Source organism: Streptomyces diacarni (genome assembly GCF_003323715.1).
Lineage (GTDB): Bacteria > Actinomycetota > Actinomycetes > Streptomycetales > Streptomycetaceae > Streptomyces > Streptomyces diacarni.
The window spans coordinates 501,147-518,802 of sequence record NZ_QOIN01000046.1; the positions used below are offsets into that span (position 1 = coordinate 501,147).

A 17,656-nucleotide genomic window follows, 5' to 3' on the forward strand; every position below is an offset into this window, starting at 1 on the left:
GATCGGACACTTCGGAAGGAGAAAGGGATGACCGCAACGACGGACGGACCCGCCGGCCCAGGCGTCTCCGGAACGAAGAACACCACGCGCGTCGCACCCCCCGCCGCCCCCGCGGCGCAGGAGAGCGTGACGGCGCTGGCGGAGCGGACCGCGGCCCGCGCCGTCGACCACCTGCTCGCCCGCCAGGACGAGGCCGGCTGGTGGAAAGGGGACCTGGACACCAACGTCACCATGGACGCCGAGGACCTGCTGCTGCGCGAGTTCCTCGGCATCCGCGACGAGCCGACGTACGCGGCCGCCGCCCGGTGGATCCGCTCCCAGCAGCGCGAGGACGGCACCTGGGCCACCTTCCACGGCGGCCCAGGCGACCTGTCCGCCACCATCGAGGCCTACGTCGCCCTCAGGCTGGCCGGTGACCAGGCCGAGGCCCCCCACATGACGCGCGCGGCGGCGTGGGTGCGCGAGAAGGGGGGAGTGGCCCGCAGCAGGGTCTTCACCCGCATCTGGCTCGCCCTCTTCGGCTGGTGGAGGTGGGAGGACCTCCCGGAGATGCCGCCGGAGATCATCTACTTCCCGAAGTGGTTCCCGCTCAACATCTACGACTTCGGCTGCTGGGCCCGCCAGACCATCGTGCCGCTCACCGTCGTGTGCGCCTTCCGCCCCGTCCACCCGGCGCCGTTCGCCCTGGACGAGCTCCACCGCGACCCGGCGCACCCCCGCCCCGACGCGACGATGGCACCCGCCACCACCTGGGACGGCGCCTTCCAGCGCATCGACCGCGCCCTGCACGCCTACCGCAAAGTGGCCTCACGCCGGCTGCGCCGCGCCGCCCTCAGGGAGGCCTCACGCTGGATCATCGAGCGGCAGGAGAACGACGGCTGCTGGGGCGGTATCCAGCCGCCCGCCGTCTACTCGGTCATCGCGCTGCGCCTGCTCGGCTACGACCTCGACCACCCCGTGCTGAAGGCGGGCCTTGCCTCCCTCGACCGGTTCGCCGTCTGGCACGACGCGGACACCCGGATGGTCGAGGCCTGCCAGTCCCCGGTCTGGGACACCTGCCTGGCCTCCATCGCGCTCGCCGACGCGGGGCTGCCGCGTGACCACCCCGCGCTGGTCAAGGCCGCCGACTGGATGCTGGGCGAGCAGGTCGTGCGGCCCGGCGACTGGTCGGTGCGGCGCCCCGGACTGACACCGGGCGGCTGGGCGTTCGAGTTCCACAACGACAGCTACCCGGACACCGACGACACCGCCGAGGTCGCCCTGGCCCTGCGCCGCATCCAACACCCCGACCCCGAGCGGGTCGAGCGGGCCCTCGCGCGTGCGGTGCGCTGGAATCTGGGCATGCAGTCCCGCGACGGTGCCTGGGGCGCCTTCGACGTCGACAACACCAGCAAGTTCCCCAACCGGCTGCCCTTCTGCGACTTCGGCGAGGTCATCGACCCGCCGTCCGCCGATGTGACAGCGCACGTGGTGGAGATGCTGGCCGCCGAGGGCAAACAGCACGACCCGCGCACCCGCAAGGCCCTCGCCTGGCTGCTGTCCGAACAGGAGGCCGACGGCTCCTGGTTCGGACGCTGGGGCGTCAACTACCTCTACGGCACGGGCTCCGTACTCCCCGCCCTCGTCACCGCAGGGCTGCCCACCTCGCACCCGGCGATCCGGCGCGCGGTGCGCTGGCTGGAGAAGGTGCAGAACGAGGACGGCGGCTGGGGCGAGGACCTGCGCTCCTACATCGACTCCGAATGGGCCGCCAACGGCACCTCCACCGCCTCCCAGACGGGGTGGGCCCTGATGGCGCTGCTGGCGGCGGGCGAGAAGGACGGCAAGGCCGTCGAGCGCGGCATCGGCTGGCTGGCCGAGACCCAGCGCGAGGACGGCTACTGGGACGAGCCGTACTTCACCGGCACCGGCTTCCCGTGGGACTTCTCGATCAACTACCACCTCTACCGGATGGTCTTCCCCCTCACCGCGCTGGGCCGCTACCTGCACGGCGACGGCCTGGAACGCCTCGCGCGGCGGGTCGCGTGATGGCGAGCCCGGAAGCCCCTCAGCCGCTGCTGGTCGCGTGCGCGCTCGGCATCGAGCACCTCGCGCTCCGCCGCGGCCTGGGGCGCCCGGGCGACGGCCGACCGGGCGGCGGGCCGCGTGCCGCCGACGTGACGCTGCTGCGCAGCGGAATGGGCGCGCAGGCCGCGCGCCGCGCCGTGACCAGAGCGCTCGCCGACGAGCAGGTGCCCGGCGCCACGCCCGTGCTGGCCACCGGCTTCTGCGCGGGCCTGGTACCCGGCATGCGCCCCGGCGACCTGGTCCTCGCGGAGGAGACCCGCGACCAGCTGGGGCGCACCCGCTGCGCCGGAACCGACCTGCTGGCCACCGCGCTGGCCCGGCACGCCACCGGGCGCACCGTCCACGTGGGCACCCTCGCGGGCACCGACCGCGTGGTGCGGGGCCAGGCACGGACCGCGCTGCACACCGCCGGAGCGATCGCCGCCGACATGGAGTCGGCCGCCACCCTGGACGCCGCCGCCGCGGGCACGGCCCGGCGCCCGGTTGCGGCTGTACGGGTGGTCGTGGACGCTCCCGGACATGAACTGATCCGCATCGGGACACTGCGGGGTGGAATATCGGCATTCCGCGTCCTTCGCGGTGTCCTGCCCGCATTCCTCGAATGGCACCGATCCCTGCTGCTCCCCTGGAGGTGAGCCAGAAATGGCCATGCCGCTCCGCCAGACAGTCCGTATCGGGACGTACTTGTTCCAGCAGAAGCTGCGCAAGCGTGAGAAATTCCCCCTCATCGTGGAGCTCGAACCGCTCTTCGCGTGCAATCTCAAGTGCGAGGGCTGCGGAAAGATCCAGCACCCCGCCGGGGTGCTCAAGCAGCGCATGCCGGTGGCACAGGCGGTGGGGGCCGTGCTGGAGTCCGGGGCCCCGATGGTCTCCATCGCGGGCGGCGAGCCGCTGATGCACCCCCAGATCGGGGAGATCGTGCGGCAGCTGGTGGCCAAGCGCAAATACGTCTTCCTTTGCACCAATGCCATGCTGCTGCGCAAGAAGATGGACCAGTTCAAGCCGTCACCGTATTTCGCGTTCGCCGTGCACATCGACGGGCTGCGTGAGCGGCACGACGAATCCGTCGCCAAGGAGGGCGTCTTCGACGAGGCGGTCGAGGCGATGAAGGAGGCCAAGCGGCGCGGCTTCCGCGTCACCACGAACTCCACCTTCTTCAACACGGACACGCCGCAGACCATCATCGACGTCCTGAACTTCCTCAATGACGAGATCGAGGTGGACGAGATGATGATCTCGCCCGCCTACGCCTACGAGAAGGCGCCCGACCAGGAGCACTTCCTGGGCGTCGAGCAGACCAGGGAGCTGTTCAAGAAGGCGTTCGCCGGAGGGAACCGGGCCCGCTGGCGGCTCAACCACAGCCCGCTCTTCCTCGACTTCCTGGAGGGCAAGGCCGACTTCGACTGCACCGCGTGGGCCATCCCCAACTACTCGCTCTTCGGCTGGCAGCGCCCCTGCTACCTGATGAGCGACGGCTACGTGCCCACCTACCGCGAACTGGTCGAGGAGACCGACTGGGACAAGTACGGCCGCGGCAAGGACCCGCGCTGCGCCAACTGCATGGCGCACTGCGGCTACGAACCGACCGCCGTGCTGGCCACCATGGGCTCTCTCAAGGAGTCGCTGCGCGCGGCCCGCGAGACGGCCGTACCGAGTGGCTCGCGCTAGCGCCTGCCGCCGCACGCCACACGGAACCACTGGAGCACTGTCTCGTTCGAGCAGGGGGGCCTGCCATGTCCTTGCTGGAGTCCATCGACGGCGCCGCGCGCACGGGTGAGGGGAGCGTTGCGTGAGCGACTTCGACCTGGCGAAGCTGCTGGCCCGGCGCGGAGCCGAGCGCTACGACCTGCACGCGCGCCATCTCAACCACCAGTTGCCGCGCATGCTGCACACCCTCGGCTTCGACAAGGTCTACGAGCGGGCCGAGGGTGCCTACTTCTACGATGCCGAGGGCAACGACTACCTCGACATGCTCGCCGGGTTCGGCGTCATGGGGCTGGGCCGCCACCACCCCGTCGTACGGCAGGCGCTGCACGACGTGCTCGACGCGCAGCTCGCCGACCTCACCAGGTTCGACTGCCAGCCGCTGCCCGGGTTGCTGGCCGAGAAGCTGCTGTCGTACGCCCCAGGACTCGACCGGGTCTTCTTCGGCAACAGCGGCACCGAGGCCGTCGAGACCGCGCTGAAGTTCGCCCGGTACGCCACCGGCAGGCCCAGGGTGCTGTACTGCGCGCACGCCTTCCACGGCCTGACGACCGGCTCGCTGTCGGTCAACGGAGAGGACGGCTTCCGCGACGGCTTCGCACCGCTGCTGCCGGACACCCCTGTCCCGCTGGGCGACCTGGACGCCCTGGAGCGCGAGCTGCGCGCCAAGGACGTGGCAGCCCTGGTGGTCGAGCCCGTCCAGGGCAAGGGCGTGCACGCGGCACCGCCCGGATACCTGCGCGCCGCCCGCGAGCTGCTCGACAAGCACGGGGCGCTGCTCATCGCGGACGAGGTGCAGACCGGGCTGGGCCGCACCGGCGACTTCTTCGCCTACCAGCACGAGGACGGTGTCGACCCGGACCTGGTGTGCGTGGCCAAGTCGCTGTCCGGCGGGTACGTGCCCGTCGGGGCGACACTCGGCAAGGAGTGGATCTTCAAGAAGGTCTACTCGTCCATGGACCGGGTGCTGGTCCACTCCGCCAGCTTCGGGTCCAACGCCCAGGCCATGGCCGCCGGGCTCGCCACCCTGTCCGTCATGGACGACGAGCGGCTCACCGAGAACGCCCGCCGCACCGGCGAGGAGCTGCGCACCCGGCTCGCCGCGCTCGTCGACCGGTACGAACTGCTCCACGAGGTGCGCGGCCGCGGGCTGATGATCGGCATCGAGTTCGGCAAACCGAGGTCGATGGGGCTGCGCAGCCGCTGGACGATGCTCCAGACGGCGCGCAAGGGCCTGTTCGCCCAGATGGTCGTGGCCCCGCTGCTGCACAGGCACCGGATCCTCACCCAGGTCTCCGGCGACCACCTGGAGGTCATCAAACTGATCCCGCCGCTGGTGGTGGGCGAGGCCGAGGTGGACCGTTTCGTGAGCGCCTTCACGCAGGTCATGGACGACGCGCACAGCGGCGGCGGCTTCATGTGGGACTTCGGGCGCACCCTGATCAAACAGGCGCTGGCGACCCGCTGACCCGCGGGCCGTGCCGCCACCCGCGCGGGTGGCGGCACAGCCCGCGGACCGGGCCGCTCACGCCCTTCCGGGCAGCTCCCCGCGTACCGTCCGCGCCGCCGCGGTGAGGTTGGCCAGCGAGGCGCGCACCTCGGGCCAGCCCCGCGTCTTGAGCCCGCAGTCGGGGTTGACCCACAGCCGGTCCGCGGGCAGCGCCGTCAGCCCCTTGCGCAACAGCGCCGCGACCTCGTCCGCGCCGGGGACGCGCGGCGCGTGGATGTCGTACACGCCGGGGCCCGCCTCGCGCGGGTAGCGGTGCGCGGCCAGCTCGTCGGCGACCTGCATGCGCGAGCGGGCGGCCTCCAGGCTGATCACGTCGGCGTCGAGGTCGTCGATGGCCCGCAGGATGTCGCCGAACTCGGCGTAGCACATGTGGGTGTGGATCTGCGTGTCCGCGCGCACCCCGCTGGTGGTGAGGCGGAACGCCTCGGTGGCCCACGCCAGGTAGCCGGGCCGGTCGGCGGCGCGCAACGGCAGCGTCTCGCGCAGCGCGGGCTCGTCGACCTGGATGACGGCCGTGCCCGCGGCCTCCAGCTCGCACACCTCGTCGCGCAGCGCGAGCGCCACCTGGCGGGCCGTCTCGGCGGCGGGCTGGTCGTCGCGGACGAACGACCAGGCGAGCATCGTCACAGGACCCGTCAGCATCCCCTTGACCGGGCGCGTGGTGAGGGACTGGGCGTACTGGGTCCAGCGCACCGTCATCGGCTGCGGCCTGGAGACGTCACCCGCGCAGATGGGGGGCCGCACGTAGCGGGTGCCGTAGGACTGGACCCAGCCGTGCCGGGTGGCCAGGTAGCCGGTCAGCCGTTCGGCGAAGTACTGCACCATGTCGTTGCGCTCCGGCTCGCCGTGCACCAGCACGTCCAGGCCGGCCTCCTCCTGGAAGGAGACGACCTCGCGGATCTCGGCCGCGATGCGCCGCTCGTACGCGGCCTCGTCGATGCGCCCGGCGCGCAGATCGGCGCGGGCCGCGCGCAGCTCGCCGGTCTGCGGGAAGCTGCCGATGGTGGTCGTGGGCAGCGGCGGCAGGCCGAGACGGGTGCGCTGCGCGGCCGTGCGCCGGGCGTACGGCGCCGAGCGGCGGGCGTCGGCCTCGGTGACCGCCGCCGTGCGGGCGCGTACCGCCGCGTCGTGAGTGAGCGGCGAGGCGGCGCGCGAGGCCAGGTCGGCCCGGTTGGCGGCCAGTTCGCCGCCGATGGCGCCGGTGCCCTGGGACAGTCCGCGTGCCAGGGTGGCGGCCTCGGCGGTCTTCTGCGCCGCGAACGCCAGCCAGCGGGCGACCTGCGGGTCGATGTCGCGCTCCGCCCCGGCGTCCAGCGGGACGTGCAGCAGCGAGCAGGACGGTGCCACGTCCACGCGGTCGGCCAGCCCGAGCAGCGTCCCCAGGGTGGTCATGGACCGCGCGTAGTCGTTGATCCACACGTTGCGCCCGTCGATGACGCCCGCCACCAGCCGCTTGCCGGGCAGCCCGCCGGCCGCGGCGAGTGCGTCGAGGTTGGCGGCGGCGGGTCCCGTGAAGTCGAGCGCCAGCCCTTCGACGGGGGTCTTGGCCAGCACGGGCAGCGCTTCTTCGAGCCGGTCGAAGTAGGAGGCGACCAGCAGCCGCGGCCGGTCGGCGAGGCCGCCCAGCTCCCGGTAGGCGCGGCCCGCGGCCGCCAGCTGTCCGTGGGTGCGGTCGGGCACCAGCGCCGGCTCGTCCAGCTGCACCCACCGTGCCCCGGCGGCGCGCAGGTCCGCCAGCACCTCCGCGTAGACGGGCAGCAGCCGCTCCAGCAGGGTCAGGGGCTCGAAGTCCTCGGGTGCGCCGGGCGCCGGCTTGGCGAGCAGCAGGTAGGTGACGGGCCCCACCAGGACGGGGCGGGCCTCCACCCCCAGGGCGAGGGCTTCCTTCAGCTCGCCGGTCTGCTTGCCCGAGTCGGCGCGGAAGACCGTCTCGGGGCCGAGCTCGGGCACGAGGTAGTGGTAGTTGGTGTCGAACCACTTGGTCATCTCCAGCGGCGCGGCCTCCTGCGTACCGCGGGCCATGGCGAAGTAGCCGTCCAACGGGTCGGCCTCGACCGCGGCGCGGTGCCTCTCGGGTACGGCGCCGACCATGACCGTGGTGTCCAGTACGTGGTCGTAGTACGAGAAGTCACCCGTGGGCAGCTCGTCGAGGCCGGCCTCGGCCATCGCCCGCCAGTTGGCGCGGCGCAGCCCGGCCGCGGTGGTGTGGAGGGCCTCGGCGCTGACCCGGCCCCTCCAGTAGCCCTCGATGGCCTTCTTCAGCTCACGGCCCGGGCCTTGGCGCGGGTAGCCGTGCACGGTGGCGCGGGCCGTGGAGGCCCGGGGTGTGGTGTCGGTGGTGCCGGTGGTGTCCGTGGCGTCCTGGGGGTCCGACGCGGCGTGTGCACCTGTCGCTGTCACGCAACTCTCCTTCGCGAGGTGACCGAAGCGCTCCCGGGACCGGGGCGACGACGCGAAGGGGCGCGGCGCTGACGGGGCCGCGTGGGCGCCCGCCTGGGCGGACGGATTGGCGCCGCCCGCACTGCTCCGCTCTCCGACCCGCCCTCGAGGTCTCGGGAGAACCGCACGCGTGTGCGTGCGGGCAGCGGGCAGGTCTTCGGACTCGCGGGCACGCCTGCCGGACTCCCGGCGGGCACCTACCGGCCGTCGCTTCCCGGACCGTTCCATCCAGTGCGTATGACGGCTCTCGTTCCCACTCACCGCTGCGGGGCAGTCCCGGATTCCCACCGGGTTCCCTCTTGCGACGCCTCCGCCTGGCGGGCGGGGCGAACCAGCTGCGCCGGCCAGCCTAGCGGCTTCGCCCGCAGGTGTCTGCGGGGCCCCGTGGCCCGACGTCCCGGCTCAGGACTCCAGCATCCTGGACCTGAGACGGGTGCGGGTCGGGTCGGTGAGACCGAGCCCCTTGGTCAGGTAGGTCTCCACGTCGCCCCAGGTCTCGTCGATGGTGGTGAAGGCCGCGTGCAGGTACGCGGCGCGGGCGTCGAACAAGGGCGCCAGCAGCTCCAGCACCTCCGTCGACATCCCGGCCTTCGACTTGGCGCTGCGGTGCACCTTGTACCGCCGGTGCGGGTCGTTGGACAGGAGGTAGTCGGCCTCGATCGCGCCGCGGTCGACGCCGAGCGCCAGCAGCGTGATCGCCACCGACAGCCCCGCGCGGTCCTTGCCCGCCGCGCAGTGCATCAGCGCGGGCACGCTGTCCTCGGCGAGCGCGTGCAGGATCCGGCTGTGCTCGGCGGTCCGAGAGGTGATCATGGTGCGGTACGAGGTCGTCATCCGCTCGACGCCCAGCCCGTCGCCGAGGATGGTCTGGAGCTGGTCGAGCTCGCCGTCGCGCACCATCTTCCAGAACTCCGCGCCGTCGGCGGGGTCCGAGAGCGGGATGTTGACGTTGCGCACGCCCGGCAGCATCACGTCGGGGCCGTCGAGCTTCCGGTCGGCGGCGTTGCGGAAGTCGAAGACCGTGTGCAGTGCCAGACCGCCGAGGAAGGCGGCGTCCTCGGGCGTCGCGTGGGCCAGATGTCCGCTGCGGAAGAGGACCCCGCGCCGTACCCGCCGCCCGTCCGCTGTGGGCAGTCCTCCGACGTCCCGGAAGTTCCGTACTCCGGCCAGCACCTTCTCGGCGGACTCCTGCGTCACGAGTGCGCTCCCTAGCGTGTAAGACGACCGTCCGTTCGACCATACGACATGGATGCCTGAGGCGATCAGTTCCGGCCGGCGCGACCCCCGCGACGGGCGCGGGCGCGGGCCGCGCCCGCGCCGTGAGCGCCCCGTACGCCCGCGCCGTCAGCGCCCCTACGCCCGTACCGCGGGTGCCCCCGTACGCTCGCACCGTGAGTGAGGAGCTGTTTCCGCGTCCACCGGCTCAGATGGCGCCGGGCGCCGTGCACCTGCCGGGATGGCTGGACGCCGGGGCGCAGGGAGAGCTGCTGGCGGCCTGCCGGCGCTGGGCACTGCCGCCCGCCGGGCTGCGGACGGTGCGGATGCCCGGCGGCGGCGAGATGTCGGTGCGCCAGCTGAGCCTGGGGAGGCACTGGTACCCCTACGGCTACGCGGAGACCGTCGTGGACGGCGGCGGTGAGCGGGTGAAGGCCTTCCCCGCGTGGCTGGGGGAGTGGGCGCGCCGCGCGGTGGACGACGCGGCCGCGGTGGCCGGCGACGGCGTCCTCGGGGCGGAGGCCCGCGCCGCCGCGTACGACATCGCACTCGTCAACTTCTACGGCGCTGACGCGAGGATGGGCATGCACCGGGACAGCGACGAGCGCTCCGACGCGCCCGTCGTCTCCTTCAGCCTCGGCGACGCCTGCGTCTTCCGCTTCGGGAACACCGAGGGGCGGGGCCGGCCGTGGCGGGACGTGCGGTTGCACAGCGGCGACGCCTTCGTCTTCGGCGGGCCCGCGCGCCTGGCCCACCACGGGGTGCCCCGCACCGAACCCGGCTCCGCGCCGCCCGCGTTGGAGCTCCGCGGGCGGGTCAACGTCACCGTGCGGGCCTACTGAGCCGGTGGGGGGGCGGATGGTGAGTCATCGCGCGGCCCTGTCAAGCGGAAGCCGGGCGGGTTCACTCTTTGGGAGCTGGCGAACCCTGGCGAATACCCCGTTCGGGTCAGCCGGGGGCGTGGCTGCGGGCTAGCGTGACCATGGCGTCGTCACCTCCCTCACACCGTCTTGACCTCAACTTCCCGAGGACCCCATGGTCGAACCTCCGAGCAACGCGGTGCAGGCCTCCGCAGGAATAGGAACCTCCGCTTCCGGTTCACTGGTCGCCTCAGCCTCCGCGGCCGCATCCGCATCCGCCTCCGGAAACACCGGCAGGCACGGCGCCGCACGCCGCCGGCACGGCAAGCCCCGCACCCGAGAGAACGTGCGCGAGAACGTGGGAGACGCCGCCGTCCGCCGACGGCTGGTGCGGCTCGCCGTCCTGCCCGCCGGACTCGTCGCCCTCACCGGCGCAGCCGTCGTCGTCTGCGTCCTGCGCGGCCGCGGCGGCGCGCCCCTCGGCGCCCCGGTCTGGGGAGTGCTGGCCGCCGGGGCGTTCATCTGCTGCGTCGTGCCGGGCGCCGCCGCCTACCTCGCCGCGGCCGAAGCCCGGGGGACCGCCGAGCGCTGCGCCGCACTGCGCCGTGCCACCGCCCGCGGTCAGGCCGAACTCAAGTCCATGCTCTGGGCGTTGCGGCACGGTGAGCGCCCCGTGCCGCGCACCCGCGCCCCGCAGGGCGAGCCGGTCGGCGACGGGCTCGACCTGCTCGTCCACCAGGCCGCGCTCGCCCAGTGCGGCGCCGAGGCCGCCGTCGCGGAGGCGGTCGCCCTCATGGGCAGGGCGCGCGGGGAGGGCGAGGAGAAGATGGAGGTGTTCGTCAACCTCGCCCGCAGGCTCCAGTCCCTGGTCCACCGCGAGATCCGGTTCATCGACGACCTGGAACACGAGGTGGAGGACCCCGACCTGCTCAAGGGCGTCTTCCACGTCGACCACCTCGCCACCCGCATCCGGCGCCACTCCGAGAACCTGGCCGTCCTCGGCGGCGCCGTCGCCCACCGCCAGTGGACGCGTCCGGTCTCCCTCTCCGAGGTGCTGCGGTCCTCCGTCGCGGAGGTGGAGCACTACACCAGGGTGCAGTTGGTCCCGCCGATCGAGGGCGCCGTGCGCGGGCACGCCGTCGCGGACGTCATCCACCTGCTGGCCGAACTGATCGAGAACGCCACCGTGTTCTCCGCGCCGGAGACCCGCGTCCTGGTCCGCACGGAACCGGTGACCGCCGGGCTCGCCGTGGAGGTCGAGGACCGGGGCCTCGGCATGGACCCCGAGGAGCAGAACCAACTCAACGCCGTCCTCGCCGACCCGGAAGGCATCGACGTGCCGGCACTGGTGCGCGACGGCCGCATCGGACTGTACGTCGTAGCGGCCCTCGCCCACCGCCATGGTGTCGTCGTCCAGCTCCAGAACAACATCTACGGCGGGGTACAGGCCGTGGCCGTCCTGCCCCGGAGCCTGCTGGGCGAGCCGGCAGGACACGGCAAGGCGGCGCTGCCCAACGGCGGACGGGACGGCGGCGGCGCGGGCGGCGCCGGACCGGCCGCCCCGCCGGCCGGCGCCCCCGCGACCACCCTCTCCGGCGCGGCGCCCGCGGGGGCGGCACCGCACGCGGGGTCCGGCCCCGGGGGGTTCGCCCGTGCGGGCACGGGCTCGGACCCTGGTGAGGCACGCCTGGGTGCCGCACGCCCGGGTGCCGCGCCGTCTGCGGCAGCCGGCCCCGCCGGGTACCCCGGTGCGGGAGCGGGCTCGGGACCCGGTGCGGGAGCGGGCTCAATGCCTGGCGGGGGAGCGAGTCCGGGGCCCGGTGCGGGAGTGGGCCCCGGCCCGGGGCCGGGCGCGGGTACCGGTGCGGAAGCCGGCTCCGCGTCGGGGAGCGCAGCTCACCACGCGGCGCTCCCCGCTGAGCAGGGCCGCGCGCTGGGGGAGGAGCAGGGCGCGGGAGACGCCGACGCGGGCGCGGACTCTCCGGCGGACCCCCGGCCACGCGCACGGGCGCGGGGCGGACAGCGCGGCCCCGCCACCCCGGCCCCCCTGCGCACGTCGGGGCAGACGGAGTCCACGGGCCGCCCGGAGGGCGACGCACGCGACCGCGACCGGCGTGCGCCCGGCCCGCCGGGGCCTGCCGGGCAGGCGCGGAGGGCCGAGGGCCCCGGCGAGGTACCGGGCACCTTCTCCGGCCGAGAACAGGGCGCGACCGCGGCCCAGGGGCAGGGGCAGGCGACGCCCACGGGACGGGGGCAGGGCGCCGCTCCGCGCCGGGGCACGGATCCGACACCGGGACGGGAAGCCGCTCCGGCGCAGGGACAGGCAGCCGCTCCGGCGCAGGGGAGGGGCGCAGCCTCGCCGCAGGGGCGGGGTGCTGCGGAGGGCGAACCGTTGGCCGGCCGGCCTCCGTTGCCCAGGCGGCGCCGGCAGACGCATCTGGCGCCGGAGCTGCGCGAACCTCTGCCGCCGGCCGGGAGCGCTCGCGACGAGGGCGGGCACGATCCGGGGCTGATGGCGGCCTTCCGCCGGGGCAGCACTCTCGCGCACGGTATCGACCATCCGGCCGGCGGACACCCGCCGCCCCACCCAGGAGAAGAGCGCGACCATGGCGAGTGAAACCCAGGCACCCCAGGCTCCCCGAGGCTCCAGTGCCATCCCCGGGGCCCACCACACCGACCTGTCCTGGCTGTTGGCCGGGCTGGTGGAGCGGGTGCCGCACGCGAGCAGCGCGCTGCTGCTGTCGGCCGACGGGCTGGTGAAGGCGGCGCACGGTCTGGAGCCCGACACCGCCGATCACATGGCGGCGCTCTCCTCGGGGCTGTACTCGCTCTCGCGCAGCCTGGGGGTGCGCATGGCGGGCGGCGACGGGGTGCGGCAGGTGGTGGTGGAGCTCGACAGGTCGTTGCTCTGCGTGACGCGGGCGGGGCAGGGGGCGTGTCTGGCGGTGCTGGCCCGGCGGGAGGCGGACGCCGCGGTGCTGGGGTACGAGATGGCGATGCTCGTCAAGCGGGTGCGCTCCCTGCTGTCGACCCCGGCGCGGCAGCCAGGGCCCGCGTGAGCGGACCTCGTGCGCACTCCGCCCCCGTCGCCGCACCCTCCCGCGCGGCCGCCCCACCCGTTGCCGGCACGGCCACCGGACGGTGAGGTGCCGCCGCCGGACGGGGAGGCGCCGCGCCAGTGCGGTGAGGCACCGTCGCAGGACGGGGGGACGCCGTTGTCGTGCGGGAGCGCTCCGCCGCAGTTCGACGAGGCGGCGGGGCGGCTGGGGCGCCCGTACACGGCGAGCAGCGGACGTACCAGGCCGACCACCGGGTTCGAGCTGACCACGCTCGTGCGGGCGACGGGGGCCAGGCCGTTGCGCTACTTCGGCCCTGAGCACCGGCGGCTGATCCAGCTGTGCGCGGGCGGCCCCCTCTCGGTGGCCGAGCTCGCCGCGCAGCTGCGGTTGCCCGTGGTGGTGACCAAGGTCGTGCTCTGCGATCTCCTCGACAGCGGTGCCGTCGCCGTGCGTGCCCCGGCGCGGGTGGGTGCCGGTCACGGGGCGGTGGAACGTGAGGTGCTGGAGACGCTGTTGGAGGGGCTTCGCCGACGGCTCCCCACCCGGCCATGACAGGAACATGGTGAGAGAAGTTGTGCGGAACCGTTGTTATTGCTTGGTTGCTGTGGTGTCTTGTGGGTTATGGAAGCGAAGCCCTGGGCACGACGGAGTTTTCTGGCGGCAAGTGGCGGCGTTCTCGCGGGATATGCCGCCTTCTCGGAACAGAAGGCGGCGTTCGCGGCCGGACGGAGACCGGCGGCGGCCCGCACCGGACGGGAGTGGGACGCCGACCCCACCACCTTCGAGATCAACAGGGAACCGGCGCGCGCGGTCCTGGTCCCCTGCCGGGACACCAAGTCAGCGCTGCGCGGCGGGCGGGAGCACTCGCCGTACCACAGGTCGTTGAACGGTGACTGGCGCTTTCGCTGGTCCGAGAACCCCGACAAGCGGCCCGAGGGGTTCCACCGCACCGACTACGACGACGGCGACTGGGACACCCTGCCCGTCCCCGCCAACTGGGAGCTGCACGGCTACCGCGAACCCATCTACCTCAACGTCCGCTACCCGTGGATCGGTTACGAGGAGCCCGAGCCGCCCGCCGTCCCCCAGGAGTTCAACCCGGTCGGCTCCTACCGGCGTACCTTCACCGTGCCGCGCGACTGGGACGGCAGGCGCACCCTCCTCTCCTTCCAAGGGGTGAAGTCCGCCTTCTTCGTGTGGGTGAACGGCCGGCAGGTGGGCTACAGCGAGGACAGCTACACCCCGGCCGAGTTCGACATCAGCGAGCATCTGAGGCGCGGCGAGAACACTCTGGCCGTCGAGGTCTACCGCTGGTCGGACGGCAGTTGGCTGGAAGACCAGGACATGATCGACCTGTCCGGGATCTTCCGCGACGTCTACCTGTACTCGGTACCGCGCGTGCACCTGCACGACGTGGAGGTCCGCACCGCGCTCGACGACGCGCTCACCAGCGCGGAGCTGACCGTGCGCACCCGCGTGCGGGACACCACCGGCGGCACGGTCGGCACGTACACGGTCACGGGCGTCCTCTACGACGCGGACGGGCGCCGGGTGGAGACCGGGCGGCTCAGCGGCACCGTACGGCCGCCCGCAGGTGGTGTCGGCGACGTCGACCTGACGGGTACGGTGCGCCGCCCGGCGCTGTGGTCCGCCGAGAGTCCCGCCCTCTACACCCTCGTGCTGACGGTCGAGGGGCCGAGCGGCGGGAGGAGCGAGATCCAGCGGGTGCGGTTCGGGTTCCGCAAGCTGACCTTCGGGCCCGGCAAGTTGGAGATCAACGGCAAGCCGCTCGTCTTCGCGGGCACCAACCGGCACGAGTCCGACCCCGACCACGGGCAGGCCGTGCCGGAGAAGACGATGCTGCGCGACATCGAACTGATGAAGCGGCACAACATCAACGCCGTCCGCACCTCGCACTACCCCAACGCGACCCGCTGGCTGGAACTGTGCGACGAGCACGGCCTGTACGTCGTCGACGAGGCGAACCTGGAGAGCCACGGCGTCCGCGACACCGTCCCCGGGTCCCTCCCGGAGTGGACCGAGGCCTGTGTGGACCGGGCGCGCAGCATGGTCGAGCGCGACAAGAACCACGCCTGCGTGGTGATGTGGTCGCTCGGCAACGAGGCGGGCGGCGGCGACAACTTCGCGAAGATGGCCGACTGGATCCACGAGCGCGACGCGAGCCGCCCCGTGCACTACGAGGGCATGAGCTCCGTGGCGGACGTCGAGAGCCGGATGTACGCGCCGCCCTCAGAGGTCGAGAAGTACGGCGAGTCGGGCAACCCCAAGCCGTTCCTGCTGTGCGAGTACGCGCACTCGATGGGCAACAGCACCGGCAACCTCAAGGAGTACTGGGACCTCTTCGAGAAGTACCCCAACCTGCACGGCGGCTTCATCTGGGACTGGGTCGACCAGGCGATCCGCAAGCCCGTGCCCGGCGACGCGTCCCGCACCTACCTCTCCTACGGCGGTGACTGGGTGAAGGACTATCCCACCGACGGCAACTTCTGCTGCAACGGGGTCATCCGCTCCGACCGCGAGGCGGAGCCGGAGCTGGCCGAGGTCAAACACGTCTACCAGCGCATCGCGTTCCACGGGAAGAAGGCCGCCGAGGGCGAGGTCGAGGTCGCCAACAAGCAGCTGTTCCTCGGGCTCGACGCCTACGAGCTGCGCTGGGAGGTCACCCGCGACGGCGAGCGGCAGCAGCACGGCACGGCGAAGCCGCCCGCCGCGGGACCCGGCGAGACGGGCACCGTGCGCCTCCCGCTCACCCGCCCTGGCAAGCCCGTGCCGGGTGCCGAGTACTGGCTCAACCTCTCCCTCGTACTGCGCCACGGCACCTCCTGGGCCAAGGCCGGGCACGAGGTGGCCACCGGGCAGCTCCAGCTGGAGGACTGGCAGACCCCGGCGCCGCGGGAACCCGGCGAAGAGGAGCTGCCGCCCGTCGAGTACGCGGAGAGCGGCAACGAGGTCACCGTCACGGGGCGGGACTTCACCCTCACCCTGGACAAGGCCGGCGGCACCCTGACCGACTTCCGGCACAAGGGCGCAGTCGTGCTCTCGGCCGGTCCCGTGCCCAACTTCTGGCGCGGCCCCACCGACAACGACATCGGCCGCGGCTTCCACAAGACCGCCGCGACCTGGAAGGAGGCGGGCGCCAAGCGGACCACCGACGAGGTGAAGGTGGCCAGGAAGAACCGCTCCGTCGTCACGATCGAGGTCCGCAGCACCTTGCCGACCTCGCCGGCGACCTCGGCGTTCACCACCGTCTTCACCGTGCGCGGGGACGGCGAGGTCCGCGTCGCCCACACGCTGGAGCCCGGCGCGGGCCTGCCCGACCTGCCGATGGTCGGCGCGCTGCTCACCCTGCCGAAGGACCGTTCCGCCTTCACCTGGTACGGGCGCGGGCCGCAGGAGAACTACTGGGACCGCCGTACGGGCGCCGCCGTGGGCCGCTACCGCTCAAGTGTCGAGGAGCAGTTCACCCCGTACGTGCGGCCGCAGCAGTGCGGCAACGTCACCGACGTGCGGTGGGGCGAGCTGAGCGGCAAGGACGGCACCGGGCTGCGGGTGAGCACCGAGCCGGGCGACCACCTGGAGCTGAGCGCGCTGCGGTACACCCCCGCCGACCTGGACGGGCCGAAGCACCCGCACGAGCTGACACCGCGAAAGGAGACGGTGCTCGGCGTCAACCACCGCCAGATGGGGCTCGGCGGCAACGACTCCTGGGGCGCGGCGCCACTGGAGCAGTACCTCCTTCACGCGGACCGCACCTACCGCTACGGTTACCGCCTGCGCGCGGTGTGACGGCCGGCGCTCAGGTGGCGAGCGAGCACAGGTGAGCGGGAAGGGGCTGGACGTGACGGACCGGCGGGACGACTTCACGACCGTGGCGGACGGGACGCGGGTGGCGACCTACACCTGGCTTCCCGAGGGGGACGTACGCGCCCTCGTGCAGCTCGCGCACGGCGCCGCCGAACACGCCCGGCGCTACGACCGCTTCGCCCGCTTCCTGACCCGGAACGGGTACGCCGTCGTCGCCTCCGACAACCGGGGGCACGGGGCGACGGCGCAGTTCACCGGCGGCTTGGGCGCCGTCGGCGAAGAAGGCTGGCGCGCCACGGTCGCCGACCTCAAGGAGGTCGGCGACCGGGCGCGCGCCCACCTGCCCTCCGACGCGCCCCGCTTCCTCCTCGGGCACAGCCTGGGCTCCCAGCTCGCCCGCGACTACGCCCAGGAGTACGGCGAGGAGCTGTCGGGTCTGGTGCTCTCGGGCACCTTCCGGTGCCTGCCGGGGACCGAGACCGAGAGCGCGATCCGGCGGCTGGAGCGGGAGAGCGCCGAGCGGGGCAGGAACGCGCCCTCGGACTTCACCGCCGAGCTGTTCGCCTCGTTCAACGACGCGTTCACCCACCGCACGGGGTACGAGTGGCTCTCCCGCGACGAGGCGGAGGTGGACGCCTACGCCGAGGATGAGCGCTGCGGCTTCTCCTTCAGCGCGGGCCTGTCCCTGGACTGGGTGCGCGCCAACCGCAAGATCAACGATCCGGAGCAGTTCGCCCGCATCCCCCGCGCCCTCCCCGTCCACGTCGCCGTGGGCGAGCTCGACCCCTGCCACCAGCGCATGACGCTCGTCTACGAGCTGCTGGAGGACTTCCGCTACCTGGGCTCGCACGACCTGAGCTGGCGCGCGTACGAGGGCGCCCGGCACGAGATCCTCAACGAGACCGACAAGGACGAGGTCCAGGCGGACCTGCTGGAGTGGTTCGAGAGCCACCTGGACGTCGGTCCCTGACCCGGCG

General features: G+C 73.0%; 12 protein-coding genes and 1 riboswitch. Of the genes, 10 read left to right on the plus strand and 2 right to left on the minus strand.

Features of this window, described 5'->3' with window-relative positions; all coding sequences use genetic code 11:
- Positions 1–27: 27 nt before the first annotated feature.
- From shc to DTL70_RS19040, 4 genes are all read left to right on the plus strand, one after another.
- Entirely contained in the window at positions 28–2,028 is a 2,001-nt protein-coding gene (shc, locus tag DTL70_RS19025) for a squalene--hopene cyclase (protein WP_114023139.1), read from the plus strand.
- Complete coding sequence (locus tag DTL70_RS19030) at positions 2,028–2,702, plus strand: phosphorylase family protein (RefSeq protein ID WP_114023140.1); 675 nt, start codon at positions 2,028–2,030, stop codon at positions 2,700–2,702. The genes shc and DTL70_RS19030 overlap by 1 nt, the downstream gene beginning before the upstream one ends.
- Positions 2,703–2,709: 7 nt before the next feature.
- Positions 2,710–3,735, plus strand: coding sequence for an adenosyl-hopene transferase HpnH (hpnH, locus tag DTL70_RS19035; RefSeq protein ID WP_114023141.1), 1,026 nt, complete (start codon positions 2,710–2,712; stop codon positions 3,733–3,735).
- 121 nt (positions 3,736–3,856) lie between these two features.
- A complete protein-coding gene (locus DTL70_RS19040) occupies positions 3,857–5,239 on the plus strand; it encodes an aspartate aminotransferase family protein (RefSeq protein ID WP_114023142.1) in 1,383 nt (460 codons plus the stop codon).
- A gap of 57 nt (positions 5,240–5,296) precedes the next feature.
- On the opposite strand, the gene metE is transcribed toward DTL70_RS19040, so the two are convergent.
- Both metE and DTL70_RS19050 read right to left on the minus strand, forming a co-directional pair.
- Entirely contained in the window at positions 5,297–7,579 is a 2,283-nt protein-coding gene (metE, locus tag DTL70_RS19045; RefSeq protein WP_245979473.1) for a 5-methyltetrahydropteroyltriglutamate--homocysteine S-methyltransferase, read from the minus strand.
- A 284-nt stretch (positions 7,580–7,863) separates the two neighbouring features.
- Positions 7,864–8,058, minus strand: a riboswitch (cobalamin riboswitch).
- Between the two features lie 64 nt (positions 8,059–8,122).
- A complete protein-coding gene (locus DTL70_RS19050) occupies positions 8,123–8,917 on the minus strand; it encodes a tyrosine-protein phosphatase (protein WP_114023144.1) in 795 nt (264 codons plus the stop codon).
- Positions 8,918–9,111: 194 nt separating this feature from the next.
- Between DTL70_RS19050 and DTL70_RS19055 the strand changes: the two genes are divergently transcribed.
- The 6 genes from DTL70_RS19055 to DTL70_RS19080 all read left to right on the plus strand — a co-directional run bounded on the left by DTL70_RS19055 (position 9,112) and on the right by DTL70_RS19080 (position 17,649).
- Positions 9,112–9,777 (plus strand): alpha-ketoglutarate-dependent dioxygenase AlkB family protein, encoded by a 666-nt coding sequence (locus tag DTL70_RS19055; RefSeq protein WP_114023145.1) that lies wholly within the window; start codon positions 9,112–9,114, stop codon positions 9,775–9,777.
- A 364-nt stretch (positions 9,778–10,141) separates the two neighbouring features.
- The gene (locus tag DTL70_RS33600; protein WP_181860985.1) at positions 10,142–12,412 is read left to right on the plus strand and encodes an ATP-binding protein; all 2,271 of its coding nucleotides are present in this window, start codon (positions 10,142–10,144) and stop codon (positions 12,410–12,412) included.
- The gene (locus tag DTL70_RS19065; protein ID WP_114023146.1) at positions 12,402–12,854 is read left to right on the plus strand and encodes a roadblock/LC7 domain-containing protein; all 453 of its coding nucleotides are present in this window, start codon (positions 12,402–12,404) and stop codon (positions 12,852–12,854) included. The genes DTL70_RS33600 and DTL70_RS19065 overlap by 11 nt, the downstream gene beginning before the upstream one ends.
- 156 nt (positions 12,855–13,010) lie before the next feature.
- The gene (locus tag DTL70_RS19070) at positions 13,011–13,406 is read left to right on the plus strand and encodes a DUF742 domain-containing protein (protein ID WP_114023231.1); all 396 of its coding nucleotides are present in this window, start codon (positions 13,011–13,013) and stop codon (positions 13,404–13,406) included.
- Between the two features lie 69 nt (positions 13,407–13,475).
- Positions 13,476–16,661, plus strand: a complete 3,186-nt coding sequence (lacZ, locus tag DTL70_RS19075) for a beta-galactosidase, LacZ type (RefSeq protein ID WP_114023147.1) — start codon at positions 13,476–13,478, stop codon at positions 16,659–16,661.
- A 52-nt stretch (positions 16,662–16,713) separates the two neighbouring features.
- Positions 16,714–17,649: an alpha/beta fold hydrolase gene (locus DTL70_RS19080; protein WP_114023232.1), complete on the plus strand. Its 936-nt coding sequence runs from the start codon at positions 16,714–16,716 to the stop codon at positions 17,647–17,649.
- Positions 17,650–17,656: the final 7 nt, after the last annotated feature.

What these genes read in the sequence shown, in the direction of transcription:
- shc (WP_114023139.1), top strand. Translation starts at nt 28, where the DNA reads ATGACCGCAACGACGGACGGACCCGCCGGCCCAGGCGTCTCCGGAACG.
- DTL70_RS19030 (WP_114023140.1), top strand. Translation starts at nt 2,028, where the DNA reads ATGGCGAGCCCGGAAGCCCCTCAGCCGCTGCTGGTCGCGTGCGCGCTC.
- hpnH (WP_114023141.1), top strand. Translation starts at nt 2,710, where the DNA reads ATGGCCATGCCGCTCCGCCAGACAGTCCGTATCGGGACGTACTTGTTC.
- DTL70_RS19065 (WP_114023146.1), top strand. Translation starts at nt 12,402, where the DNA reads ATGGCGAGTGAAACCCAGGCACCCCAGGCTCCCCGAGGCTCCAGTGCC.
- lacZ (WP_114023147.1), top strand. Translation starts at nt 13,476, where the DNA reads ATGGAAGCGAAGCCCTGGGCACGACGGAGTTTTCTGGCGGCAAGTGGC.